This window comes from Rhodopseudomonas palustris (genome assembly GCF_013415845.1).
Lineage (GTDB): Bacteria > Pseudomonadota > Alphaproteobacteria > Rhizobiales > Xanthobacteraceae > Rhodopseudomonas > Rhodopseudomonas palustris_F.
In genome coordinates this window covers 528,062-553,185 of record NZ_CP058907.1, presented here as the reverse complement: position 1 = coordinate 553,185, position 25,124 = coordinate 528,062, and the positions used below count along the sequence as shown (strand labels likewise).

General features: G+C 65.5%; 21 protein-coding genes. 13 read left to right on the top strand and 8 right to left on the bottom strand.

The features are described from left to right. Positions 1 to 24 precede the first annotated feature (24 nt). Positions 25 to 1,461, bottom strand: a complete 1,437-nt coding sequence (locus HZF03_RS02570; RefSeq protein ID WP_119017692.1) for a L,D-transpeptidase family protein — start codon at positions 1,459 to 1,461, stop codon at positions 25 to 27. 370 nt (positions 1,462 to 1,831) lie between these two features. After that, positions 1,832 to 2,794 (bottom strand): acetyl-CoA carboxylase carboxyltransferase subunit alpha, encoded by a 963-nt coding sequence (locus tag HZF03_RS02565; RefSeq protein WP_041809404.1) that lies wholly within the window; start codon positions 2,792 to 2,794, stop codon positions 1,832 to 1,834. Positions 2,795 to 3,057: 263 nt separating this feature from the next. Between HZF03_RS02565 and HZF03_RS02560 the strand changes: the two genes are divergently transcribed. Next, complete coding sequence (locus HZF03_RS02560; protein WP_119017526.1) at positions 3,058 to 3,633, top strand: cytochrome b; 576 nt, start codon at positions 3,058 to 3,060, stop codon at positions 3,631 to 3,633. A gap of 6 nt (positions 3,634 to 3,639) precedes the next feature. On the opposite strand, the gene xerD is transcribed toward HZF03_RS02560, so the two are convergent. After that, positions 3,640 to 4,656, bottom strand: a complete 1,017-nt coding sequence (gene xerD / locus HZF03_RS02555) for a site-specific tyrosine recombinase XerD (RefSeq protein ID WP_119017527.1) — start codon at positions 4,654 to 4,656, stop codon at positions 3,640 to 3,642. Between the two features lie 16 nt (positions 4,657 to 4,672). Then, positions 4,673 to 4,819, bottom strand: coding sequence for a hypothetical protein (locus HZF03_RS02550; protein WP_011156073.1), 147 nt, complete (start codon positions 4,817 to 4,819; stop codon positions 4,673 to 4,675). A 139-nt stretch (positions 4,820 to 4,958) separates the two neighbouring features. On the opposite strand from HZF03_RS02550, the gene HZF03_RS02545 reads away from it, so the two are divergent. From HZF03_RS02545 to HZF03_RS02535, 3 genes are read left to right on the top strand one after another with little or no spacing between them, the layout of a single operon-like run. Further along, on the top strand, positions 4,959 to 5,561 hold the full coding sequence (locus HZF03_RS02545) for a shikimate kinase (protein ID WP_119017528.1): 603 nt from the start codon (positions 4,959 to 4,961) through the stop codon (positions 5,559 to 5,561). 10 nt (positions 5,562 to 5,571) lie between these two features. Further along, a complete protein-coding gene (gene aroB / locus HZF03_RS02540; RefSeq protein ID WP_119017529.1) occupies positions 5,572 to 6,717 on the top strand; it encodes a 3-dehydroquinate synthase in 1,146 nt (381 codons plus the stop codon). 47 nt (positions 6,718 to 6,764) lie between these two features. Beyond that, positions 6,765 to 8,126: an HlyC/CorC family transporter gene (locus HZF03_RS02535; protein ID WP_011156070.1), complete on the top strand. Its 1,362-nt coding sequence runs from the start codon at positions 6,765 to 6,767 to the stop codon at positions 8,124 to 8,126. A gap of 17 nt (positions 8,127 to 8,143) precedes the next feature. On the opposite strand, the gene HZF03_RS02530 is transcribed toward HZF03_RS02535, so the two are convergent. Then, positions 8,144 to 8,413, bottom strand: coding sequence for a BolA family protein (locus HZF03_RS02530; RefSeq protein ID WP_011156069.1), 270 nt, complete (start codon positions 8,411 to 8,413; stop codon positions 8,144 to 8,146). Positions 8,414 to 8,533: 120 nt separating this feature from the next. Between HZF03_RS02530 and HZF03_RS02525 the strand changes: the two genes are divergently transcribed. After that, complete coding sequence (locus HZF03_RS02525) at positions 8,534 to 9,178, top strand: J domain-containing protein (protein WP_011156068.1); 645 nt, start codon at positions 8,534 to 8,536, stop codon at positions 9,176 to 9,178. A 64-nt stretch (positions 9,179 to 9,242) separates the two neighbouring features. Here HZF03_RS02525 and HZF03_RS02520 read toward each other — a convergent pair whose 3' ends face one another. After that, on the bottom strand, positions 9,243 to 9,860 hold the full coding sequence (locus tag HZF03_RS02520; protein ID WP_119017530.1) for a DedA family protein: 618 nt from the start codon (positions 9,858 to 9,860) through the stop codon (positions 9,243 to 9,245). Positions 9,861 to 10,139: 279 nt separating this feature from the next. Here HZF03_RS02520 and cobS point away from each other — a divergent pair, with 279 nt between their 5' ends. From cobS to HZF03_RS02505, 3 genes are all read left to right on the top strand, one after another. Further along, entirely contained in the window at positions 10,140 to 11,135 is a 996-nt protein-coding gene (gene cobS / locus HZF03_RS02515) for a cobaltochelatase subunit CobS (protein ID WP_119017531.1), read from the top strand. 139 nt (positions 11,136 to 11,274) lie between these two features. Beyond that, positions 11,275 to 13,179, top strand: a complete 1,905-nt coding sequence (cobT, locus tag HZF03_RS02510; RefSeq protein WP_104511846.1) for a cobaltochelatase subunit CobT — start codon at positions 11,275 to 11,277, stop codon at positions 13,177 to 13,179. 24 nt (positions 13,180 to 13,203) lie between these two features. Continuing rightward, positions 13,204 to 14,352 (top strand): esterase-like activity of phytase family protein, encoded by a 1,149-nt coding sequence (locus tag HZF03_RS02505; protein ID WP_119017532.1) that lies wholly within the window; start codon positions 13,204 to 13,206, stop codon positions 14,350 to 14,352. A 23-nt stretch (positions 14,353 to 14,375) separates the two neighbouring features. On the opposite strand, the gene HZF03_RS02500 is transcribed toward HZF03_RS02505, so the two are convergent. Both HZF03_RS02500 and rpmB read right to left on the bottom strand, forming a co-directional pair. Then, positions 14,376 to 17,621, bottom strand: coding sequence for a PAS domain S-box protein (locus HZF03_RS02500; RefSeq protein WP_119017533.1), 3,246 nt, complete (start codon positions 17,619 to 17,621; stop codon positions 14,376 to 14,378). A 324-nt stretch (positions 17,622 to 17,945) separates the two neighbouring features. Next, a complete protein-coding gene (rpmB, locus tag HZF03_RS02495; RefSeq protein ID WP_011156061.1) occupies positions 17,946 to 18,251 on the bottom strand; it encodes a 50S ribosomal protein L28 in 306 nt (101 codons plus the stop codon). 342 nt (positions 18,252 to 18,593) lie between these two features. Between rpmB and HZF03_RS02490 the strand changes: the two genes are divergently transcribed. The 5 genes from HZF03_RS02490 to HZF03_RS02470 all read left to right on the top strand — a co-directional run bounded on the left by HZF03_RS02490 (position 18,594) and on the right by HZF03_RS02470 (position 25,080). Further along, positions 18,594 to 19,424, top strand: coding sequence for a DUF3108 domain-containing protein (locus HZF03_RS02490; RefSeq protein WP_420853857.1), 831 nt, complete (start codon positions 18,594 to 18,596; stop codon positions 19,422 to 19,424). Between the two features lie 302 nt (positions 19,425 to 19,726). Further along, positions 19,727 to 23,008: a helicase-related protein gene (locus HZF03_RS02485; protein WP_119017534.1), complete on the top strand. Its 3,282-nt coding sequence runs from the start codon at positions 19,727 to 19,729 to the stop codon at positions 23,006 to 23,008. Between the two features lie 30 nt (positions 23,009 to 23,038). Further along, the gene (locus tag HZF03_RS02480; RefSeq protein ID WP_042440725.1) at positions 23,039 to 23,308 is read left to right on the top strand and encodes an RNA-binding S4 domain-containing protein; all 270 of its coding nucleotides are present in this window, start codon (positions 23,039 to 23,041) and stop codon (positions 23,306 to 23,308) included. 74 nt (positions 23,309 to 23,382) lie between these two features. Next, a complete protein-coding gene (fdxA, locus tag HZF03_RS02475) occupies positions 23,383 to 23,721 on the top strand; it encodes a ferredoxin FdxA (protein ID WP_011156057.1) in 339 nt (112 codons plus the stop codon). Between the two features lie 240 nt (positions 23,722 to 23,961). After that, positions 23,962 to 25,080: a CarD family transcriptional regulator gene (locus tag HZF03_RS02470; RefSeq protein WP_119017535.1), complete on the top strand. Its 1,119-nt coding sequence runs from the start codon at positions 23,962 to 23,964 to the stop codon at positions 25,078 to 25,080. The last annotated feature ends 44 nt before the right edge of the window (positions 25,081 to 25,124 follow it).

Genomic DNA, 25,124 nt, shown 5'->3' with positions numbered 1-25,124 from the left:
TTTGCGGAAGAGAGCGCGCCGCCTTTAGCGGAACGCCGAGAACCGGCTGTCGAACGAATTCGACGACACCACCGGCGCGCCGCCGGAGATCATGCCGGACGGCCTGGTGGGGGCTGACGAGGTGGTTTCGGCATCGACGCTCGGCTTCAACGGCGGGCGCGACGCGGCGGCCTGCTTAGTCTCGGCAGCCTTCGGCGCGGCGCCTTGCGGACGCGGCGCTGGCTCGTGGCGAGCCGCGGTGCTGACCGGGGCGGACGGAGCCGGACGGGCGGACGCGGTCGACTCGTTGCCGGGTTTGCGGCTGCCGGCGAGCAGACCACCGATGTCATCCTTCGACGCCGAGGCGACGCGCGCCTTCGCGGCGGATGCACTCGACTCCGCAGGAGCGGCGACCAGCAGATTGTCCGAGGGACGCGGCGGATTCACAGTCGGCGGAATGGTGCCGGGTGCGCGGTCGAACGAGGCAACCGCCAGCGACTTGTCCTCGGGCACTTCCGACAGCCCGGTCGATGCGTCCGGAATCTTCGAGGCGAACACGTGGTTCATGCCGCCGTCGATGCCGGTGTTCAGCCGGGCCACCGGCGTGCCCTTGGCGACCAGCTCGGCGATCTTGATGTTGTCCTGCTTGTCCTTCTCGCGCACCGCCTCGGCGATGTCGGGACGGACCTCATAGGTCGGACACTTGGCCGAAGCGTTGAACTGCAGCGGCTTGCTCGAACCGGGCGGCGGCGCCGCGTCGAACACGTATTTATGCTCGCAGAAGTCGACCTTCGGCTCCTGCCGGGTGACTTCGAAATGGTCGTAGCCTTCCTTCAGCATCTTCCAGAACGGCATGTTCGGGTTGTTGCGATGCTTGGCGAAATTCACCGGAGTCATCTTGAAGGGGTAGGCCTGCAGCTGGAACGCGCGCTGGCCGCCGAAGAACGACTCGCGCCCCAGCGCGTAGATCTCGGCGATCTGCTCGTCGGTCATCGCGTAGCAGCCGCGCGACGAGCAATCGCCGTGCACCATCAACTGCGAGCCGGTGCGGCCGAGCGATTTGTCGAACGCATTCGGATAGCCGGTGTTGAACGACAGATAATACGAGGACTGCGGGTTCATCTGGCCGGGCGAGATCGAATAGAACCCCTCGGGCGCCTGACGATCGCCTTCGCGGATCTTCGGGCCGAGATCGCCGGACCAGCGGCAGATCGGATAGGACTTGAGCAACTGGAAGACGCCGGTGCGGTCCTGCTTCCAGACCTCGAGCTCGGCTTCCTGCTTGAACAGTCGCACTAGGATCGGCGACTGCAGGTCCATGTTCTTTTCCTGCATCGCCGCGACCAGCTTGGGCGGCACCGGCTGATTGGCCTTGGCATTGGTGGCCAGCGCCATCTGATCGCTGTTGCAGCCGGCGAGCAAAGGCATCGTCGCGAGCGCAGCTGTCAGCATCAGCGCGCGTACAAGCGGGCTTTTCTTCACCACGAAGCTCCCCCGACGACCGGCAAACCCGCACCCCACATTCGAGCTACCCAGCCGTCCAGCTTCCGCGCGGCCATCTCCGGCACCGGATCTTGCAAGATCCAGCGAATTCGACCGCTCGCATTTACCAAACTCTGCACCGCGTTGGCCCAAACCGTTGGAGCCGTGTGCAGTCTGCCAAGATTATCCTTAAGCCCTTGGGGTCGCAAGCCGATCAGGCCGGCGGCGGGGCGGTCCGGAGATCATGGTCAAGGAACATTGAATCGCCGGGGCGCGGCGAAACTGCGGCCGAGCGCCGAATTTGGCACCAGCGGTACGGGTTTGGTTAAGATTTGATCAATTTGCCGCCCCGGCCTCTGGGCGGGGCCGATCAGGCCAGCTTGCGGCCGATATCGAGGAATTTCTGCCGGCGCTTAGCTCGGATCGCATCGCGGCCCTGCCCCTTCAGCTCGGCGAAGGCAGCCGCGATCGCATCGCCGGCAGTGGCGATCATCGCCTCCGGATCACGATGCGCGCCGCCCTTCGGCTCGGCCAGGATCTGGTCGATCACTCCGAACTTCAGCAGGTCCTGGGCGGTGATCTTCATCGAGTTCGCCGCCTCCTGCGCCTTGGTGCCGTCGCGCCACAGGATTGAGGATGCCGCTTCCGGCGAGATCACGCTGTAAACCGCGTGTTCGAGCATCAGAACCTTGTTGGCCGTGGCGATCGCGATGGCGCCGCCGGAGCCGCCCTCACCGATCACCAGGGCCACATTGGGAACGCCGAGCTGCAGGCAGGCGTCGGTCGAGCGGGCGATCGCCTCGGCCTGGCCGCGCTCCTCGGCGCCGATGCCGGGGTAGGCGCCCGCGGTGTCGACCAGCGACAGCACCGGCAGGTCGAAGCGGTCGGCCATTTCCATCAGCCGCACCGCCTTGCGATAGCCTTCCGGCCGCGCCATGCCGAAATTATGCCGGAGCCGGGTTTCGGTGGTCGAACCCTTTTCCTGGCCGATTACACAGACGGCTTCGCCGCGGAACCGGCCGAAGCCGCCGACCAGCGCTTCGTCGTCGCCGAACTTGCGGTCGCCCGCCAAAGGCGTGAACTCGGTGATCAGCCCTTCGATGTAATCGACGCAGTGCGGCCGCTGCGGATGACGCGCGACCTGGGTCTTCTGCCACGGCGTCAGCGCCGCATAGAGATCCTGCAGCGCCTGCTGCGCTTTCTCCTCGATCTTCTCGATTTCCTCGTGGATGTCGCTGCCGGAGGCCGCGAGCGTGCGCAATTCGTCGATCTTGGAATCGAGTTCCGCCACCGGCTTTTCGAAGTCGAGATAGCTGCGCATGGGCCCGGACATGACTTTGGCGATATGGGGGAGGAAAGCTGCGGCCGATAGGGCCGCCCGGCTTTTCAAGCCATCCGGGAGCCAAGTCAAGCGGCTCGGACAAGTGCCGCAGCGCCGGATCGTGCAACGGCCGGCGCAGCTCGCGCCGGCAGCCGGCGGTTGAACCGCAGAAGCGCTGCGGGCTGTGGTCGAAATCGATAACGCTTCGGTAAGTTGATTTTCATTCGCCGATCTGATGGCTCGGCATCGCCCCTGCCCTAGCCAGAAAGTCCAACATGACCGCCTCAGACGACGCTCCCATCTCGACCGATCGCTTCATGTTCGGGCGCGCGCAGCGCTGGCTGCACTGGTCGATGGCGCTGCTGATCTTCGCTGCGATCGGGCTCGGCATCGTCGCGGCCTACTATCCGTCAGGCCAGCAGCCGCGGCAGGGCCTGCTCGAACTGCACAAATCGATCGGCTTCACCATCCTGGCGCTGCTCGTCGTCCGCATCGTGTTGCGGCTGATCAGCGGCGAACCGCCATATCGGCGGCCGCTCGGCCATCTCACAGAAATGGCGGCCCGCGCCGGCCATCTGGCGCTCTACGGCCTATTGCTGCTCATGCCGCTCAGCGGCTATCTGTTCTCCGGCGCTGGCGGCTATTCGCTGCCGTGGTTCGGGCTGTTTCAATGGCCGCGTCTGGTGCCGCGTGATCACGCCCTCTCCGAATGGGGCCAAGTGCTGCACGATCGCGGCGCCTGGGTGCTGGGCGCGGTGCTGGCGCTGCATCTCGGCGCAGTGTGCTGGCATCAGTTCGTCAAACGCGACGAAGTGCTGTCGCGAATGACCGGCCGAGCTTCCGAAAGCTAGGGCGGTTCAGCGGCCTTCGCCGAGCGGATGGAGGTCGCGCACCAGGCTCTTCAGGCGCTCCTCGACCACATGGGTGTAGATCTGGGTGGTCGAGATGTCGCTGTGGCCGAGCAGCGTCTGCACGATCCGCAGGTCGGCGCCGTTGTGCAGCAGGTGGCTGGCAAAGGCATGGCGCAGCACGTGCGGGCTAACCAGCCGAGGCGACAGCCCGGCCCGCGCGGCTAAATCCTTCAGATCCCGCGCAAAATGCTGCCGGGTGAGATACCCGCTCTCGCCGAAGGACGGGAACAGCCATTTCGGCGTAGGGCCGTCTTTGGGGTCCTTGGCGACCGCCATCTCTTCCAGATAGCGCGCCATCGCCTGTTTGGCGCCGGCGTTGAGCGGCACCAGCCGCTCTTTGTCGCCCTTGCCGCGCACCACAATCATCCGGGCATCGCGCCGGGCCGCCGACAGCGGCAGCGACACCAGCTCCGAGACGCGCAACCCGGTGGCGTAGAGCACTTCGAGCAGGCAGTTCAGCCGTGCCGCACGCAGCCGTGCGCCACCTTCTGCGGCATCGATCTCCTGCCGGGCACAGGCGAGCAGCCGGTCGACATCCGCGATCGACAGCACTTTCGGCAGGCTGCGGCCGCGCTTTGGCCCAGCCAGGATCGCGGCCGGATCGTCAGCGCGAATCCGCTCGCTAAGCAGAAACCGGAACAAATGCCGCAGCGCCGACAATCGCCGCGCCACGCTGGAGGTGGCAAAGCCGCGGTTGTCGAGATCCGCCAGATAACTGCGCAGCGCCGCGGTGTCGGCGGAGCCGATGCTGAGCCGGCGGCGGGACAGAAAGTGCGATAGATCCGCCAGATCGCGCCGATAGGCGTCCAGCGTGTTGGCGGAGGCGCCTTGCTCGGCCGCGATCATGTCGAGAAAAAGCTCGGTCAGCCCGGCGTCCGAATAGGAAGCAGGGCGCAGCGGCGCGGCCTGAGCTTCAGGCTCCCGCAGCGGGGCGGCTCTGGATATGGTTCGCGGTCGACGCATGCGACCAGCCTAGCGGCTATTTCTTGAGAAATTTGTCCGGGCCGATCGTCACGGTCATTTCGCGGCTGTTCGGCCCGACGAAATTGGCCAGCGCGAAAATCGTCCCGTAAATGATACCGCCCACCACACCAATCACCGTCAGGAACCGAAAGAGGGTAGGCATTCGCGAATCTCGGCAGCGGCAGGGCGTTTGGCAGCGACGCGCGACTACGACCATGTTCGCCCGTCCCTTGCAAGAGACTCTGGCAAGCCCGGCGACCAAGGTAGTATAGCTTGCCCTTTCTATCCCACGGATGCCGAGAATGTCTGAAACCGTACCGACGGCTGCTGCCGGCAGGTCGCCCCAGGAAGCCGAGATCGTCGCGGCGCTGGGCGATCGCCCGGTCGTGCTCATCGGCATGATGGGCGCCGGCAAATCCACCGTCGGACGCCGACTGGCGCTGCGACTCGGGCTGCCGTTTCTCGACGCCGACACCGAGATTGAATCGGCCGCCGCGATGACCATCCCGGAGATATTCGAAACCCATGGCGAGCCGCATTTTCGCGACGGTGAGGCCCGGGTGATTTCGCGGCTGCTCGACGGCGGCACCAAGGTGCTGGCGACCGGTGGCGGCGCCTTCATGCGCGAGGAAACTCGCGACCGGATTCGCGAGAAGGCGATCTCGATGTGGCTCGAGGCGGAGGCCGACGTGATCCTGCGCCGGGTCAAGCGCCGGGCGGACCGGCCGCTGCTGAAGACGCCAGATCCGGCCGGCACCATCGCCCGGCTGATCGCCGAACGATATCCGCTATACCGCGAGGCCGATATCACCATCGCGTCCCGCGACGTGCCGCACGAGAAGATCGTCGACGAATGCGTCGCGGCGCTCCACGACTATCTGTGCGCCGCGCCGTCCCAACCTTGAGCGAGACTTCATGAACGCCCCGCAGAAACACTCCGCCCCGATCACCGTCGAAGTCGCCCTCGGCGACCGCGCCTATGAGATCGTGATCGGCCGCGACGTGATCGCCTCGCTGGGCGAGCGGATCGCCAAGCTGCGGCCCGGCGCACGCACCGCGATCGTCACCGATCGCACCGTGGCGAAGACCTGGCTGAAGCGCACCGAGGAGGTGCTGGATCAGGCTGGCATCGCGCATGCGTCGGTGATCGTCGGCGAAGGCGAAAGCTCCAAAAGCTATGCGGGGCTCGAGCAGGTGTGCGAGGCGCTGATCGCCGCCAAAATCGAGCGCAACGATCTGGTGATCGCGCTCGGCGGCGGCGTGATCGGCGATCTTGCCGGTTTCTCGGCCTCGCTGCTGCGCCGCGGCGTCGACTTCGTGCAGGTGCCGACCTCGCTGCTGGCGCAGGTCGACTCCTCGGTCGGCGGCAAGACCGGCATCAACTCGCCGCAGGGCAAGAATCTGATCGGCACGTTCCATCAGCCGGTGCTGGTCTTGGCCGACACCGCGATCCTCGACACGCTGTCGCCGCGCCAATTCCGCGCCGGCTATGCCGAAGTCGCGAAATATGGCGCGCTCGGCGACGAGGCGTTCTTCGCCTGGCTCGAAGCCAACCATGCCGAGCTGTTCAACGGCGGCGCCGCGCGCGAGCACGCGGTGGCCACCTCATGCCGAGCCAAGGCCGCGATCGTCGCCCGCGACGAACGCGAGACCGGTGACCGCGCGCTGCTCAATCTCGGTCACACCTTCGGCCATGCCCTGGAAGCGGCGACCGGATTCTCCGACCGGCTGTTCCACGGCGAGGGCGTGGCGATCGGCATGGTGCTGGCGGCGGAGTTCTCCGCCGAACGCGGCATGATGCCGGCCACCGACGCGCAGCGGCTGGCCAAGCACCTCGCCGACGTCGGCCTGCCGACGCGGCTGCAGGACATCGCAGGCTTCACCCAGGAGGGCCTTGCCGACGCCGACCGCCTGATGGCGCTGATGTCGCAGGACAAGAAGGTCAAGCGCGGCGAACTCACCTTCATCCTGATGGAAGGCATCGGCCGCGCGGTGATCGCGAGCAAGGTCGAGCCGGCGCCGGTGCGCGACTTCCTGCAGCGGAAACTGGCGCAAGCCTAAAGGCCGCCGCGGCGCCACGCGGTCACGCAGGCGAACCCAAGAGCATCATGAACTCGACTCTGAGCAACGTTCTGATCGCGGTCCTGCTGCTGATCGCCAACGCCTTCTACGTCGCGGCGGAGTTCGCGCTGGTACGCAGCCGCGGCTTCCGCATCAAGGCAATGGTCGAGAAGCAGCGGTTCGGCGCCGAACTGGTGCAGCACATCCTCGGCAACGTCGAAGCGTATCTGGCCTGCTGCCAACTCGGCATCACCATGGCGTCGCTCGGACTCGGCTGGGTCGGCGAGCCGACTGTCTCGGCGCTGCTCGCGCCGGTGCTGCAGCCGATGGGCCTGTCGGAATCGGCACAGCACTTCATCGCGTTTCTCGGCGGCTTCCTGTTCTTCTCGTCGCTGCACATCGTGATCGGCGAACAGGTGCCGAAAACGCTGGCGATCCGCCAGCCGGAGCCGGTGTCGCAGTGGATCGCCTATCCGCTGCACATCTCGTTCATCCTGCTGTATCCGCTGAATTGGCTGCTGAACCAGGCCTCGCGCGGTGTGTTGAAGCTGCTCGGCGTCGAAGAAAACTCCGAGCACGAGATCCTCACCGACGTCGAAATCGAAGGGCTGGTCGGCGAATCCGCCGAGCACGGCAAGATCGAAAGCGGCGAGGCGGAGTACATCCAAAACGTGTTCCGGTTCGGCGAACTGGTGGTGTCGGATGTGATGGTGCACCGGACCGCGATGGTCACCGTCAATGCCGACCAGCCCAGCGAACAATTGGTGAAAGAAGTTCTGGCGACTGAGTACACCCGCGTGCCGCTGTGGCGCGACAAGCCGGAGAACATCGTCGGCGTGCTGCACGCCAAGGATTTGCTGCGCGCGCTACGCGCTGCTGACGGCGACGCGTCCAAACTCGACATCGGCAAGATCGCGCTGCAGCCGTGGTTCGTTCCGGAGATGCGTCCGGTGTCGGAACAGCTCAAAGCGTTCCGCACCCGCAAGACTCACTTCGCGCTGGTGGTCGACGAGTACGGCGAAGTCGAAGGCATGGTGACGCTCGAGGACATCCTTGAGGAAATCGTCGGCGACATCTCCGACGAGCACGACGTGGTGGTCGCCGGCGTTCGGACTCAGCCCGACGGTTCGGTGGTGGTCGACGGCTCGGTGCCGATCCGCGATCTCAACCGCGCAATGGACTGGAACCTGCCCGACGAGGAAGCCACCACAGTGGCGGGCCTGGTGATTCACGAGGCGCGCTCGATTCCGGACCGCGGCCAGAACTTCACCTTCCACGGCTTCCGCTTCCGCGTTCTGCGCCGCGAGCGCAACCGCATCACCGCGCTGCGGATCTCGCCGGTGCCGCGCGACGGCGAGGCTGATCTGATCGAAAAGAAGAGCCGAAAGACGCGGGCCGGATCCGTCTAAGAAGACCCAGGCTGCACTCAGGCCTCGCCCGGCGCCTTGGCCTTGATCGCCAGCGCGTGAACGCCGCCCTTCAGTTCCGGCGCCAGCAGGTCGTTCACCATGCGATGACGATCGACCCGGCTCTTGCCCGCGAAGGCAGCCGACACGATATTCACCCGAAAATGGGTTTCGCTGCGGCCGGAATGACCGGCATGACCTTCATGTAGGTTGGACTCGTCGATGACCGCGAGGCTTTCCGGCGTGAAAGCTTCGCGCAACTTCTGCGTGATAGTGTCCTGCGTGCCCATGCGCTGATGCCCACCGTTCGGCCGTTATTCCGTCAAACCTGTCTGCGACGCAATCAACCCGGGGGCTGCTTGGAATGTCAAGACTTGAAGCCCGAAGCGTTGCGTAGTCAAAGTCCGTCCATGCCAATCGACTCATCCAAATTCTTCGACAAGATCCGCGTCAAGCCGCGAGCCGCCGAAGCGGCGCGCGAGGCCGTGCGCGAGCAGGTGCGGATGTGCGACGCCCCGGGCTGCACCAGCCGCGCCGCACACCGCGCGCCCAAGGGCCGCGGGTACGAGAAGGATTACTGGCACTTCTGTCTCAATCACGTCCGTGAATTCAACCAGGGTTATAACTTCTTCGAAGGGATGAATCCGGATGACGTCGCCCGCTATCAGAAGGACGCGCTGACAGGTCATCGCCCGACCTGGAAGATGGGGCAGAACGGCGCCAAAAGCCGCGCCCGCAGCCCCGAGGATCTCGAAGGCGCCGCCGATCCGTTCAACGTCTTCAACGAATTCACCGGCAGCCGCCGGCGGCGTCGCGGGCCCGATCCGGCCGACGAGGCGCGCGCCGAGCCACGCAAGGTGTTCAACGCCGAACGCAAGGCGCTGCAGGTGATGGGCCTCGACAGCGACGCCACGCTCGAAGTGGTCAAGGCCAAGTACAAGGCGCTGGTGAAGCAGCATCACCCCGACGCCAACGGCGGCGACCGCTCGACCGAAGACCGCCTGATCGAGATCATCAAGGCGTACAACTATCTGAAGACGGTGGTGCGGAGCTGACCGCTCTGGGCGGCACCTGCCGGTCGCTGGCGTATAACGCTTGCGTCGTTGACCTTGATTGAAGCTAGGCCGGCGTGCCCCTCCAACGCCGATACGCCCATAGCCCCAGCAGCAGCGTTCCGGCGACGCCGGCCAGCACCGGCAGCCAGTGGTGCAGCGTCGCGTGGTTACGCTCCAGCGCGGTGGCCGCGACCACGCCAGGCAGCACGTGGGCCGGGGCCCACAGCAGGATCGCAGGCACATCGACGGCGAAGAACCGCTGCGGCGTCATCTGCAGTGCGCCCGCTGTGACCGGCACGAAGGCGCGGATCGGCGGCACGAACCGGCCGAACAACACCGCCCAGGTGCCGTAGCGCACGAAGAACGCTTCGGCCTGCGCCACAACGTCCGGATAGTTCGACAGCGGCCAGGCACTTAAAATGCTGCGCTGCGCGCGATGGCCGACCCAATACGCCGCACCATCGCCGATCAGCGCGCCGGCGATCGCCGAGGCGAGAACCCCAGCCAGACTCAATTCGCCACCGGGAATCAGAGCGCTCAGCGCCAGGATGACGGTCGATCCCGGCACCAGCGATCCCACCACCGGCACGGCTTCGAGCAGCGCCGCCATAAACAGCGCCAGATAGGCGAGGCCGGAATGCGACGCGGCGAAATGGACCAGCGAGTCGAGCAGTGAACTCAAGGCCGTGCAGGCTCCTCATCGGGATTGGTCGGCAATTGCGACAGCTTACGACTTCCGCCCTGCCGAAAAGTTGCACGCCGATTCGGCATCGCCCACCGAATCCGCAACACAGCCTTCACAAAACCGCGTCATGCTCCTATCTCAATGAAAGATCGACGGAACTTTGATCGCGCGGCGGGCTTCTGCGGATCGCGGCTCTCTGCTAGGTTCAATTCCGCACTCAACCGCATCCACCAACGAAGATCGGGTTTCGGGCGCGTCCGGGACCACGGAGGATTGATGACCGCCGCTACGACCACCGCTCCGGAGATCACTGGCTTACCCGACATGAAGGTGTCGGTCCGGCAGGTCTTCGGCATCGACAGCGACCTTGAAGTTCCGGCCTATTCCGAGGTCGACCCCCATGTGCCGGATGTTGATCCGGATTACCGTTTCGATCGCGCCACCACCCTCGCGATTCTGGCAGGCTTCGCCAAGAACCGGCGCGTGATGGTGACCGGCTTCCACGGCACCGGCAAGTCGACGCACATCGAGCAGGTCGCGGCGCGACTCAACTGGCCGTGTGTGCGCGTCAACCTCGACAGCCACATCAGCCGTATCGATCTGGTCGGCAAGGACGCCATCGTGGTCCGCGAGGGCAAGCAGGTCACCGAATTCCGCGACGGCATTCTGCCCTGGGCGCTCCAACACAACGTTGCGCTGGTGTTCGACGAATACGATGCCGGCCGCCCGGACGTGATGTTCGTGATCCAGCGTGTGCTGGAAGTCTCCGGCCGGCTGACGCTGCTCGACCAGAACAAGGTCATCAAGCCGCATCCGGCATTCCGGCTGTTCGCTACCGCCAACACCATCGGCCTCGGCGACACGTCGGGCCTGTATCACGGCACGCAGCAGATCAACCAGGGCCAGATGGACCGCTGGTCGATCGTCACCACACTGAACTATCTGCCGCACGACGAGGAAGTCGAGATCATCCTCGCCAAGGCCAAGCACTATCGCAATGCCGAAGGGCGCGACATCGTCAACAAGATGGTCCGGCTCGCGGACCTGACGCGCAACGCCTTCGCCAACGGCGATCTGTCGACCGTGATGAGCCCGCGCACGGTGATCACCTGGTCGGAAAACGCCGATATCTTCGGCGACATCGGCTTCGCGTTCCGCGTCACCTTCCTCAACAAATGCGACGAGCTGGAGCGCCCGCTGGTGGCGGAGTTCTATCAGCGCTGCTTCAATGCAGAGTTGCCGGAGAGCTCGGTCAACATCGCGATGAGCTGACGATCGTTTCACCTCTCCCCGCGCGCGGGGAGAGGTCGGCAACCGAAGCGAGCCGGGTGAGGGGCCTCTTCGCGCGACGGACGCATAACCCCCTCACCGCGACCCTCTCCTCGCTGGCGGGAAGAGGGAGAAGGCGGCGATGAGCACCACGACCAACAGCAAACTCCGCACCGGATCGAAGGAAGCGCCGACCGAGCCTTTCAAGCGCGCCGTGACCTCGTGCCTGCGCGCCATCGCCAAGGCGCCGGAGCTGGAGGTTACTTTCGCAGCCGAGCGCCCCGGCCTCGCGCCCGGCAAGGCCCGGCTCCCCGAGCCGGCGCGCAAGATGAGCAAGCGCGACGCCGCGATTGTGCGCGGTCACGCCGACTCGATCGCGCTGAAGCTCGCCTGTCACGACCCGAAAGTGCATCGCAAGCTGATGCCGGGTAATCCGCAGGCCCGCGGCGTGTTCGAAGCGGTCGAGCAGGCGCGCGTCGAAGCGCTCGGCGCGCGGCGGATGGCGGGCGTCGCCAAGAACCTCACGGCGATGCTCGACGATCATTTCCATCGCGGCAAGTTCGACGAGATCACCGACCGCGCGGATGCGCCGCTGTCGGATGCGCTGGCTATGCTGGTGCGCGAGCGGCTGACGGGTCTCGCGCCGCCCACGGCGGCCAAGAAACTGGTCGACCTGTGGCGGCCGGTGCTCGAAGACAAGCTCGGTCCGCGGCTCGATCAGCTCGAACACTTCGCCGACAACCAGGCCAAGTTCGGTGACGTGATCCACGACATGCTCGACGCACTCGAGCTTGGCGATGATCGCGACACCGAGACCGACGAAGACGAGAACCAGGACGATAAGCAGGAAGGCGAGAACGATCAGTCCGGTGCCGAGGGCGAGCCGCAGGGCGAAGCCGCGCAGGAGATGAGCGCCGAGCAGGCCGAAGCGACCAGCGACGAGGTCAGCGACAGCCAGATGGAAAGCGCCCAGGCGTCGACCTCCGACGCCTTCGACGATTCCGAACTCGGCGAGGACGAAACGCCGGGCGAAGCCACCCGTCCGCACAATCGCGGCGCCAACGAGCCGCGCGGGCCGGAGTATCACGCCTTCGCGCCGAAGTTCGACGAGATCGTCGCCGCCGAAGATTTGTGCGACCACGACGAGCTGGAACGGCTGCGCAGCTATCTGGACAAGCAGTTGGCGCATCTGCAGGGGATCGTCGCCCGCCTCGCCAACCGGCTGCAGCGCCGGCTGATGGCGCAGCAGAACCGCGCCTGGGACTTCGACCTCGAAGAAGGCATTCTCGATCCGGCGCGCCTGTCGCGCGTGGTGATCGATCCGTTCCATCCGCTGTCGTTCATGAGCGAGAAGGAAGCGACCTTCCGCGACACCGTAGTGACGCTGCTGCTCGACAATTCCGGTTCGATGCGCGGCCGCCCGATCACGGTGGCGGCGACCTGCGCCGACATTCTGGCGCGGACGCTGGAGCGTTGCGGCGTCAAGGTCGAGATCCTCGGCTTCACCACGCGCGCCTGGAAGGGCGGACAATCGCGCGAGGCCTGGCTCGCCGCCGGCAAGCCGGCCAATCCAGGCCGGCTCAACGATCTGCGACACATCATCTACAAGTCGGCGGACGCGCCGTGGCGCCGAGCTCGCAAGAATCTCGGATTGATGATGCGCGAGGGTCTGCTCAAGGAGAACATCGACGGCGAGGCGCTGGACTGGGCGCATAAGCGCCTGCTCGGCCGCCCCGAGCAGCGCAAGATCCTGATGATGATCTCGGACGGCGCCCCGGTCGACGACTCGACGCTGTCGGTCAATCCCGGCAACTACCTCGAACGGCACCTGCGCCACATCATCGAGGAGATCGAGACCCGCTCGCCGGTGGAGCTGATCGCGATCGGCATCGGCCACGACGTGACGCGCTACTATCGCCGCGCCGTGACCATCGTCGACGCCGAAGAGCTCGGCGGCGCCATCACCGAGAAGCTCGCCGAGCTGTTCAGCGAAACCGCCACCCCGGCCGCGACGCCGGGCCCGCGACGCCGCCGTCTGCATTCGTGAGCGCTCTTGGGCTGAGATGAGCCGATGAACGCTCCGCGGGGCGAGGCTGGGAAGCAGAGCGACCACACGGCGACAGACGACGGTTGCGCGGCTGCTGCCGCACAGGACTTCGCCACGACGACGCGTCGCCATTTGCTTGCGAGCGGCCTGTCGCTTGGCGGCGCCGCCACCTTGGCCGGTTTCGTGCCGACCCTGGCGTTGGCGCAGACCAAGCCTGTCGAAGCCGACGAGCTGACACCGCCGGCGCCGCGTTCGATCGAGGTGCGGGCTCGCCAGATTGACCATTTCGATCTGCGCGATCGGGCCCATCGCCAGTTCGGTGCGCTACAGTTTCGCAGCGGCCTGATCCTCACATCCGGCTTCCGCGGCTTCGGCGGGCTATCCGCGCTGCGGCTCGATCCCCGCGGCGAGCGGTTCGTCGCGATCAGCGACAAGGCCACCTGGTTCACCGGCCGCATCGTCTATGACGGAACGGCGCTGAGCGGTCTTGCCGACGTCGAAGCAGCGCCGTTGCTCGGCCCCGACGGCATGCCGCTGCGCTCACGTAAGTGGTACGATAGCGAGTCGCTCGCTTTCGACGGCGGCACGGCCTATGTGGGCTTCGAGCGCGTCAACCAGATCGTCAAATTCGACTACGGGCGCGACGGCATCCGCGCGCGTGGCCAGCCGATCGCGGTGCCCCCGGCGCTGCGCAAGCTACCGAACAACAAGGGCATCGAATCGCTGGTGATGGTGCCGAAGCCGCACCCGCTGGCCGGCACGCTGATCGCGCTGTCCGAGCGCGGCCTCGATGCCGAGCGCAACACCATCGGCTTCCTGATTGGCGGCAAGTCTCCCGGGCAGTTCTCGGTCCGCCGCACTGAGAACTACGACATTGCCGACGCCGCGCTGCTGCCTGGCGGGGAGCTGTTGATCCTGGAGCGCAAGTTCTCCTGGTTCGAGGGCGTGCACATCCGCATCCGGCGGATTGCGCTGAGCACGATCGTTCCGGGCGCGACCGTGGACGGCCCGTCGATCTTCGAGGCCGACCTCGGCAACGAGATCGACAACATGGAAGGGCTGGACGTCCATATCGACGCCGGCGGCGCGATCGTGCTGACGATGGTGTCGGACGACAATTTCTCGATGCTGCAGCGAACCCTGCTGCTGCAATTCACGCTGGAAGCCGACTAACCCGCCGATCTTTACTTCGCGGTTCAGGCCGGCCGTGCCGCTGCGGCCCTGCTCGGCTTGGCCGGCTCGGCGGCGGTGGTGGTGGTGGTGGTGGTGGTGGTCGATCGCGCCGCCTCGACCTCCTGGCTGGCCGCAAGTGCCCGGCGGATCATCCGGGCCAGATCGCTGCGCCGATACGGCTTCGACAGCAGGAGGACATCGGAATCAATCCGGTCATTGTGGATCAGCGCGTTCTCCGAATAGCCGCTGGTGTAAAGCACCCTGAGCCCCGGCCGACGCTTGATCATCTCGGCCGCGAGCTGCACGCCGTTCATCGGGCCCGGCATCACGACATCCGTGAACAACAGGTCGAATGCGGTGTCGCTCTCGCCGATCGACAGGGCTGCGGCGGCGTTGCCCACCGACAGCGTGGTGTAGCCGAGGCTCTTGAGCTGAGCGTTGACGTAGCTGCGCACCATGGCGTCGTCTTCGACCACCAGGATCGTCTCGGTGCCACCGACCGCGTTCTGCTCGATGGCCGGCGCGACCTCGGCGTCGACCTGGATCTGGGCTCGCGGCAGATACAGCCGGAACGTCGTGCCCTGCCCCTCCTCGCTGTCCAGCGTGATGTGGCCGCCGGACTGCTTGATGAAGCCGTACACCATGCTGAGGCCGAGCCCGGTGCCCTTTCCGACTTCCTTGGTGGTGAAGAACGGATCGAACACCTTGCTGCGGATCGTCTCCGGAATGCCGCAACCGGAATCGGTGATCGCAATCATCACGTAATCGCCAGGCGCCAGATCGCCGAACCGCTTGCCGAGATCCGGATCCACCACGACGTTGCTGGTCTCGATCGTGAGTTTGCCACCCTTCGGCATCGCGTCGCGTGCATTCACAGCAAGATTGACCAGCGCCGATTCGAGCTGGCCGCGATCGACATAGATCGACCACGTATCGGGAGCGAGCACGGTTTCGACTTCGATCGGTTCGCCGAGCGTCGGCCGCAGCAGGCTCTGCAAGCCCGACAGCAGCGCGTTGACCTCGGTTTCGTCCGGGCGCAGCGGCTGCTTGCGCGCGAAGGCGAGCAGCAGCCGGGTCAGTTCCGCGCCGCGGTCGGCCGCCTCGCTGATCAGCTTGGCGATCGCGGCCAGATGCGGCTGGTCGGCGACGCCGTCGCTGATGATGTCGATGGTGCCGGTGATCACCGTCAGCATGTTGTTGAAGTCGTGCGCGATACCGCCGGTGAGTTGTCCGATCGACTCCATCTTCTGCGACTGCCGAAGCTGCTCCTCGAACGCGATCTTCTCGGTCAGATCGCGCATGAAGACGTTGACGACGAACCGTCCCTCGACCGGCAGTGCCGTCATTGACACTTCGAGTGCGATCGGCGAGCCATCACGCCGAACCGCTTCGATCTCGATGCGATGGCCCTGAATCACGCTCATGTCGTGTTCGATCGCTTCGATGAAGCGTCGATAGCCAGTCTTGATCTCTCTGGTTTGATCCGGCGGCAGCGCCAGTTCGCCGAAGTCTTGGCCGATCGCTTCCTCGCGGCTCCAGCCCAGCATCGACTCGGCGTGCGGGCTCCAATCGGTAATACGCCCCTGCGCGTCGAGCTGCACGAACGCATCGAGCGCCGTATCGATGATCGCGCGCGACATCTGCTCGCTGCGGCGAAGCGCGTCCTCGGCCTTCTTGGTTTTGGTAATGTCGTGATACACCATCACGGCGCCCTGGATCTCGCCGGTCTCGTTCCGCAGCGGCCGGCCGTTGGCTATCAGATAGGAACGGCGCGCCGAGCCGATCGGCTGCACCGCGAACTCGAAATTGATGATGGTCTCGCCGTGATAGGCGCGTAGCAGCGGCGACTGATCCTGCGCCATCGGATTGCCGTCGGCATCGAACCGGTCGAACGAACGCGTGGTGTTGAGCATGCCGACGCCGGAGAGCTGACCGAAGGTCTCCCGCGCGGCCGGGTTGGTAAGGATCACCATGCCGTTGGCGTCGGCGACCAGCACCGGATCGACCATATTGTCGATGGTGTTCTGCAGCACTTCGGCAATCCGCGAACGCTGCTCGACTTCGGAGGCGAGGGCGACGGCCTTGCGCTGGGATTCCGAAGCCATCCGTGTGAAAGCCTCGGCCAGCATATTGATCTCGTGGCCGCCGCCGGTCTTCACCTTGACCGGCACGCCGCTCGAAGAGAATGCGACGATCGAATTGGTGATCCGTACCAACGGGCGCGTCAACGATCGCGCGAGCGGAAACGCCATCAGCATCGCCACCAGGACCGCCACCGTGCCGCCCAGGATGGTGGAATTCCGTACCGCCGTTTGCACCGACGTCAGCGACACATAGGGCCGCATTTCCACCACCGCGAGCCTCGGCCCGTTCGGCAACTCGGCCCAGTCCCACCCGGCGCCGAAGCGGTCGCCGGCGCTGTCAGCGACCAGTGTCGGCGTATCGCCACCCTTGCGGAGAAGCAGCAGTTCGGACATGCGCGGGAAGTCGTCTTGGATGCGGCTCGGTTTGCCGATGTCGAAACCGAACTCGCGCGACCGGTCGGGATGCAGCAAGTAATCGCCATCGGCGTTGACGACGTAGATGATGTTGCTGCCGTCGGAACTCTCGCGGATCCGCTCGAGCAGGCCGCTCAAATCGGTATTGATGACGAGGAGACCGAGCCGCGTTCCATCGGCCGCGTCGATCGGCGCCATGGTCCGCACCGTCGGCACATAGGTTGTTTCGAGCCCGTTCGCGGTCTTGTTGAGCTCGACCTTCGACATCGCCACCCGGTTCGGCGGCAACGCCATGCCTTCCTTGAAGTAAGTGCGGTCGCCGCGCCGGGCCAGCTCGGACGGCGGTACGGCGCGAATGCTGTTGTTCGGGCCGAGCCGGTCGACCCGCACCAGCTCGCGCCCGTCATCCTCCGGGCCGATGATACGCAGGATCGCGCAGCTCGGCTTGGCAACCATCTCGGCGATGAAGCGGGCTTCGATCCGCTTGCGCCAATTCGCCGGCTCCTCGCCGCCGCTCTGCAGGCCGTCGCGCCGGGCCGTCAGCAGATCGCGCAATGCCGCCGAAGACTGCGCTCCGACCGCGTCGGCGTGAGTATTCTGCAGCGAGGTCTCGATCAGCAGCGCGTTGAGCTGAGCGTGGGTGTGAAGCCGCATCAGGGCCCGCGGCATCACCAGGTCGACGACATTTTGGTAGTTGAGAAATCCGAGGACCGCGGTGGTCACCAGAACCAGCGCTACCATGGCGAGGGTCAGCCGGGTCGACAGTTTCATGAAGGCCCCTGCGATGGCGACCGCACCAACGCGCATGGAAAGGCGCCGGCGGCGGCTTATGCTGCGGTATGCGCTCTAACGGGCGATCAGACCGACGAGAACAAGTTGTGCGATCGGCCGACCGCTCCGTCACCTCGGGAAAGTACGTGATTCGAACGAAGGTATACTCCTGGGAGTGATACCGGGACGTCGCACCTTCAAATGTCGATCCTGGCCACGCCGGAGTCTGCGGCTGCCTTGCCAGGCCAGCACGCACGACAAAACGGCCGGGTCGAACGACCCGGCCGCCGAAATCTCAATCAAACCGAATTGGCGGAGCGGCGATCAGCTCGCCGCGGCAACCGGCTCGCCCGCCATCTTCTTGGCGATCGCGCGCTTCAGCTCCACCGCCTTCGGCGACAGCTCGGCTTCACGAGCCTTGAGCAGATAGGCGTCGAGACCACCGCGATGGTCGACGCTCTTCAGCGCGTTGGTCGAAACACGCAGCCGCACCGCACGGCCGAGCGTATCCGACAGGAAAGTCACGTTGACCAGGTTGGGCAGGAAACGCCGCTTGGTCTTGATGTTCGAATGGCTGACCTTGTGGCCGACCTGGGCACCCTTGGCGGTCAGTTCGCAGCGCCGAGACATGGCGAAAATCCTCTGTCATCCCCCGCCGGCCCACCAGCAGGCACGGGGCTTCATCATTCGTCCGTTTTCAGGAACCGCGGACCTATAAAAGGGCTGGGGCGCAGCGTCAAGCGACCGCAGCGCAGGAACCCGAAATTGGCGAATCGGGAACTGCCGGAAGGCGCACCGCGATACGCGGATTTGTACGCGCCATCAAGCATCTGGCACCATATAAAGGACGTAATCGGTTCCGACACCAACAGATCGGCCCGATGCGAGTTGACCATCGACGGCGCTTCCGCGCCAGGCAGGACATCGTTCGTGAACATCAGCAGCCGCCACTTCGCCAATGTCTTTCCCGCGGTGACCCGGTACGCCGGCCTGGGCGGGCTGCTGGCCGGCGCCGCGGTGCTGACGGCAGCGCCTGCGGCCGCTCAGGGCAAGCTCGACGCGCGCTATGAGGCCTCTCTCGCCGGCATCGAGGTCGGCAAGGGCGCCTGGGCGATCCAGGTCGACGATGATTTCTATTCGGCGTCGGCGACCGGTACGACCTCCGGCGTGATGCAGGCGTTTTCCGGCGGCCACGGCCGCGGCGAAGCGCAGGGCCGGGTGATCAACGGCCAGTTGGTGCCCGGCAATTACGTGGCGAGCATCACCGGCGGCAAGAAGACCGAGACCATCCGCATCACGCTCGCAAACGGCAACGTCAAAGAGTCCAGCATCGAGCCGGAGCCGCCGCCGGACGACGACCGCATCCCGGTGACTGACGCGCATCGCCGCGGTGTGATCGATCCGATGACCGCGTCTTTCCTGCGCGTGCCCGGCACCGGCGACGTGCTCAGCCCGGACTCCTGCCGGGTATCGACGCCGATCTTCGATGGCCGGATGCGCTACGATCTGCGGATGGAATACAAGCGCACCGAAACCGTCAAAGCCGAAAAAGGCTATCGCGGGCCGGCGCTGGTCTGCGCGGTCTATTTCAACCCGGTGTCCGGCTACATCCCCGATCGCGCCGCGATCAAATATCTGATCAAGCAGCGCGACATGGAAGTCTGGCTGGCGCCGATCGCCGGCACCCGCGTGCTGGCGCCCTTTCGGCTGAAGATCCCGACGCCGGTCGGCAATGCGATGCTGGAAGCGACGCAGTTCATCTCGCAGGCGACACCGCCGAAATCGGCCTCCCGGGCGCAATAACGCGTGGCGCCGCGCTCCGCCGGCCGGCGGCCTTGAATCATGTTGACTCCCTGCGGAATCGCGGAACGCATCAGTCACTGGAGACTCATCCCGCCCAAGAGGATTTCGGCCTGTCTTTTCACCTGATCTTGAGCGTGCCCCGGACTTCGATACGAGATATTGGGTGGGCTGCGCCCGACTCCGACCGAGTCAGCGATTCGGCCGCGTTTCGTTCCGGACTCGTTCCAGCCCTTAATCGGCGATTGCTGCGGCGTCGCAATGTGACACAGATCTGACCGCGACCACGCAGAAATCCAGTCGAAATGCCCAATCTGTACTCTGAAGCGTTTACTGCTGACCGCGTCCCCGGCGCCGGTGTGACCGCGGTGCTGGGCCCGACCAACACCGGCAAGACGCATCTGGCGATCGAGCGGATGGTCGCACACCCATCGGGCCTGATCGGCCTTCCGCTGCGGCTGTTGGCGCGCGAGGTCTACAACAAGATCGTCGACAAGGTCGGCGCCAACGCCGTCGCGCTGGTGACCGGCGAAGAGAAGATCAAACCCTCCAAGCCGCGCTACTGGGTCTCGACCGTCGAGGCGATGCCGCGCGATCTCGACGTCTCGTTTCTGGCCGTCGACGAAATCCAGATCGCGGCCGATCTCGAGCGCGGCCACGTCTTCACCGATCGCATCCTGCGCCGGCGCGGCCGCGACGAGACGCTGCTGCTCGGCGCCGCGACGATGCGGCCGATGATCGAGCGGCTGCTGCCTGGCGCCAGCATCGTCACCCGGCCGCGGCTGTCGCAGCTCGAATATGCCGGCGACCGCAAGCTGACCCGGCAGCCGCGCCGGACCGCGATCGTGGCGTTCTCGGCCGACGAGGTCTATGCGATCGCCGAGCTGATCAAGCGCCAGCATGGCGGCGCTGCGGTGGTGCTCGGCTCGCTGAGCCCACGCACCCGCAACGCCCAGGTGGCGATGTTTCAGTCCGGCGACGTCGATTACCTGATCGCCACCGACGCGATCGGCATGGGGCTCAACCTCGATGTCGACCACGTCGCCTTCGCGTCCGACCGCAAATTCGACGGCTACCAGTTTCGCCGCCTCACCCCGGCGGAATTCGCCCAGATCGGCGGACGCGCCGGGCGTGCCACTCGGGACGGCACCTTCGGCACCACCGGGCGCTGCGCGCCATTCGAGCCCGAGCTGGTCAACGCCTTGCAAAATCACAGCTTCGAGCCGGTGAAGATGCTGCAGTGGCGCAACGCGGAGCTGGATTTCGCCTCGATCGGCGCACTGCAAGTGTCGCTCGCCGAGTCGCCGCGGCACGAAGCGCTGACCCGCGCGCCGGTCGCCGAGGATCTCCGCGTGCTCGACCATGTTGCCCGCGACGCCGAGGTGCGCGAAATCGCGCAGGGCAAAGCCGCAGTAGAGCGGCTATGGGATGTCTGTCAGGTCCCGGATTACCGTAAGATCGCACCAGCAGCCCATGCCGAGCTGGTGATCACGCTGTACCGGTTCTTGATGCAAAAGGGGCGGATACCGGATAGCTGGTTCGCTGCCCAGGTCGATCAGGCGGATCGCACCGACGGCGGCATCGACACGCTTTCCGCGAGAATTGCGCAAATCCGCACCTGGACCTTCGTCGCCAACCGGCCGGATTGGCTCGCCGACCCCGAACACTGGCAGGGCATCTCGCGCGACGTTGAAAATAAATTGTCAGATGCATTGCACGAACGGCTCACGGAACGTTTCGTCGATCGCCGGACCAGTGTATTGATGCGCCGCCTGCGGGAAAACACGATGTTGAATACGGAAATTGGCAAGACTGGTGAGGTGATCGTCGAGGGCCACGTGATTGGCCGGCTCGATGGCTTCACCTTTGCGCCCGACGCGGCCGAGGCCGGCTCGGATGCGAAGGCGTTGCAGGCGACGGCGCAAAAGGCGCTGGCCGGCGAAATCGACGCGCGCGCCGAAAAGTTGTCGAACGCACCGGACGATCAGTTCATCCTGACCTCCGACGGGACCATTCGCTGGACCGGCGATGCGGTCGCGCGACTGGTCGGCTCGGACGACGTGCTGCGGCCGCGGCTGCGGATCATCGCCGACGACCGGCTCGCCGGCGCCCCGCGCGAAGCGGTGCAGACCCGTCTCGATCTGTGGCTCAAGACCCATGTCGAGAAGATCCTCGGGCCGCTGTTCGAACTCGGCAAGGCCGAAGATGTCAGCGGCATTGCCCGCGGCATCGCCTTCCAGTTGATCGAGTCGCTCGGCGTGCTGGAGCGCGCCAAGATCGCGACCGAGATGAAGGATCTGGACCAGCCGTCGCGCGCGACATTGCGCAAATACGGCGTGCGGTTTGGCGCCTATCACATCTACTTTCCGTCGCTGCTGAAGCCGGCGGCGCGGGCACTTGCCTCGCTGCTGTGGGCCCAGAAGCAGGACAATGTCGATCTCGCCGCGCTGTCCAGCGCGCAGCATCTCGCCGGCAGCGGCCGCACCTCGTTTCCGGCCGACAAGGCGCTCGATCGCGATGCGTATCGCACGCTCGGCTACCGGCTGTGCGGCGAGCGCGCCGTCCGCGTCGATATTCTCGAACGTCTGGCCGATCTAATCCGGCCCGCGCTGGCGTGGCGCGAAGGCGCGTCCGGCGAGAAGCCGGCTGGTGCCTTCGACGGCCGGAGCTTCGTGGTCACCCAGGCGATGACCTCGCTGACCGGTTCGGCCGGCGAAGACTTTGCGTCGATCTTGAAAGCGCTCGGCTACCGGATGGAGCGGCGCCCGGCACCGCCGCCCGCGCCGAAGGCTGCCGAGACCGCTTCCCCCGCCACGGAAGAGGCTGCAGCCACCAGCGACATGTCGGCCGAAGACCAGGCGATTCTGGCCGGGGCGATTGCGTTCGAACCGTCTCCGACAGCCGAAGGCGACGTTGCCGAAGCTGCGTCGACCGTTGACGAGCAGCCTGCCGCCGACGAGCCTGCTGCTGTCGATCAGCCCGTAGCTACCGCAGCCGAACCGGCCGGAGAGGCCGCCGCCGCCGAAACCGCGGAGCAGCCTGCCGCTGACGCGAGCGAAGCCCCCGCGAGCGAAGTGACGACAACCGAAGCCCCGTCCGAAGCTGCCAGCGCAGAAGCTGCGCCGGCTGCCAAGGCGGAGCCGGAGCTGGTCGAAGTCTGGCGTCCGGGTGGCCGTTCCGACGAGCATCGGCCGCGTCACGATCGTAATCGCCATCGCAATCGTCCGCAGCACGGCGCTCCCGCCGGTGCGAACGAAAGCGAGAGCGCCGAAGCCAAGGGCGACCGCAGTGGTGGTCGCCGCGGCAAGGGCGAGTTTCGTCGCGATCGCCGCGATCAGGAAGGCGAAGGCGTGCGCCGCGAGGCCTCTGCTGAAGGGCGCCCGCCGCGCGAGCGCTTCAAGGGCCGCGACAAATTCCAGGACAAGCATCAGGGCGGGAAGGGCGGCCGCGACAATCAGGGCGGCGGCTCGCACCGGCAGGTGCATTCCAGCGCCCCGCGCGAGCGTGACCGGCCGATGGATCCGAATTCGCCGTTCGCCAAGCTCGCCGCGCTGAAGGAGCAACTCACCGCCGGCCGCAAGGACTAAGGCCGCGCCGGCACAGCCGATGGTTCGGGCTTGGAGCGTCAGCGTCTCGATAAATGGCTGTGGCATGCCCGCGTGGTGCGTGCACGCACCAGCGCTGCCGCTCTTGTCGAACGCGGCCATGTCCGCATCAACGGCATGCGCGAGACCTCACCCGGACACGGCATCAAAGTCGGCGACGTGCTGACGATTGCGCTGGATCGTGGCGTGCGGGTGCTGAAGGTGGTTGGATTTACTGAGCGCCGCGGCGACGCCGAGTCGGTTACTGGACTTTATGCCGATCTCGGAATGCCACGGGAATAGGCATCGACACTTGCGGCTGCGGAGCTCCTGCGGTACGCAAACACTCAAAATTAGAACCGTTCCGGAGCGTTGGGATGACTTACGTCGTCACTGAAAACTGCATCAAGTGCAAATACACCGACTGCGTTGAAGTCTGCCCCGTGGATTGTTTCTACGAGGGCGACAATATGCTCGTCATCCATCCGGACGAATGCATCGACTGCGGCGTGTGCGAGCCGGAATGCCCGGCGGAAGCGATCAAGCCGGACACCGAGCCGGGCCTCGAGAAATGGCTTGAGCTGAATTCGGAATACGCCAAGACTTGGCCGAACCTGACCCAGAAGAAGGACGCTCCTGCGGACGCCAAGGAGTTCGACGGTCAGGCCGGCAAGTTCGAGAAGTACTTCTCTTCGGAGCCGGGTTCGGGCGACTAAGCCGAGGTCTGCTGAAGGTCTTGAGAGGCCGGCACAGCCGGCCGACCAGCTTAACCCTGTTGACGCGATGAGCCCCGGGGCACCGCCCCGAATGGGCTGGAATCGTCATAAATCATTGATTTTTGCGGGGAATGTGCTATATTTAGCACATTCGTCAACTCCGGCATGCCGTTTTTGCGGCCGGGAAGGGTTCCCCGTCAAAAGCAACGAACAGGGGCGTGGCGGTTCCACGCGCAGGCTGTGTCACAGAAAACGCGTAAAACGAGTGTTTCTTCAAAGGGTGCCAAGAAGGCATCTGCGGCCAGCCGCGGAGCCACAAAGAGCCGTTCGAAGGCTTCTGTCAAGGACACCCGGACAGCCGCCAAAGCGACCGCCGCAAAGGCTTCTGTTTCCAAGACCCAGACCAAGGCGGGCGCCAGCAAGGCGAGCGCCACCAAACACGCTACCGCAAAGGGGTCTGCTGCAAAGGCTTCGGCCTCCAAAGCTCCGGCCTTCAAGTCCTCGAAAATCAAAAGAAGTGAAATGCCAACCAAGTCTGCGAAAACTCCCGCCCAGCCGGCGGCCTCCAAGCCCGCCGCAGCAACCAAGCCGGCGGCGAAGCCTGCCAAGGCTGCCGTCGCTCCGAAGGCGGAGGTGAACGCCGAGGTCAAGACCGAGGTGAAGGCGCCGGTTGCCAAGGCGGCGGCGAAGCCGGAAGTGAAGCAGCCTGTGGCGGCGGCAAAGCCGGCGGCCCCTGCGCCCGCGCGCGTCGAGGAGCCGAAGAAGGCCGTCACCCAGCGTCAGGGCTTCAAGGCCAACGAGTTCGTGGTCTATCCGGCCCATGGCGTCGGCCAAATTCTCGCGATCGAGGAGCAGGAAATCGCGGGCGCCAAGCTTGAGCTGTTCGTCATCAACTTCATCAAGGACAAGATGACGCTGCGCGTGCCCACCGCCAAGGTCGGCAATGTCGGCATGCGCAAGCTGTCCGATCCGGCGCTGGTGAAGAAGGCGTTGGAGACCCTGAAGGGCCGTGCCCGCGTCAAGCGGACGATGTGGTCGCGCCGCGCGCAGGAATACGAAGCCAAGATCAACTCGGGCGACATCGTCGCGATCGCCGAGGTGGTCCGCGACCTGTACCGCTCGGAATCGCAGCCGGAGCAGTCCTACAGCGAGCGGCAGCTCTATGAAGCCGCGCTCGACCGCCTGTCACGCGAGATCGCGGTTGTGCAGCACATCACCGAGACCGAAGCCGTCAAGGAAGTCGAGAGCCAGCTCGCCAAGAGCCCGCGCCGCGGCGCCAAGGCCGAGGCGGAAGCCGAGGCCGATGCGGATCTCGATGGCGATTCCGACGACGAGGCGGTGACCGACGAGGCCGCGTAAGCGACCGCAGTCGGTTCGAAGACATCAAGGCCCGGCGAATCGCC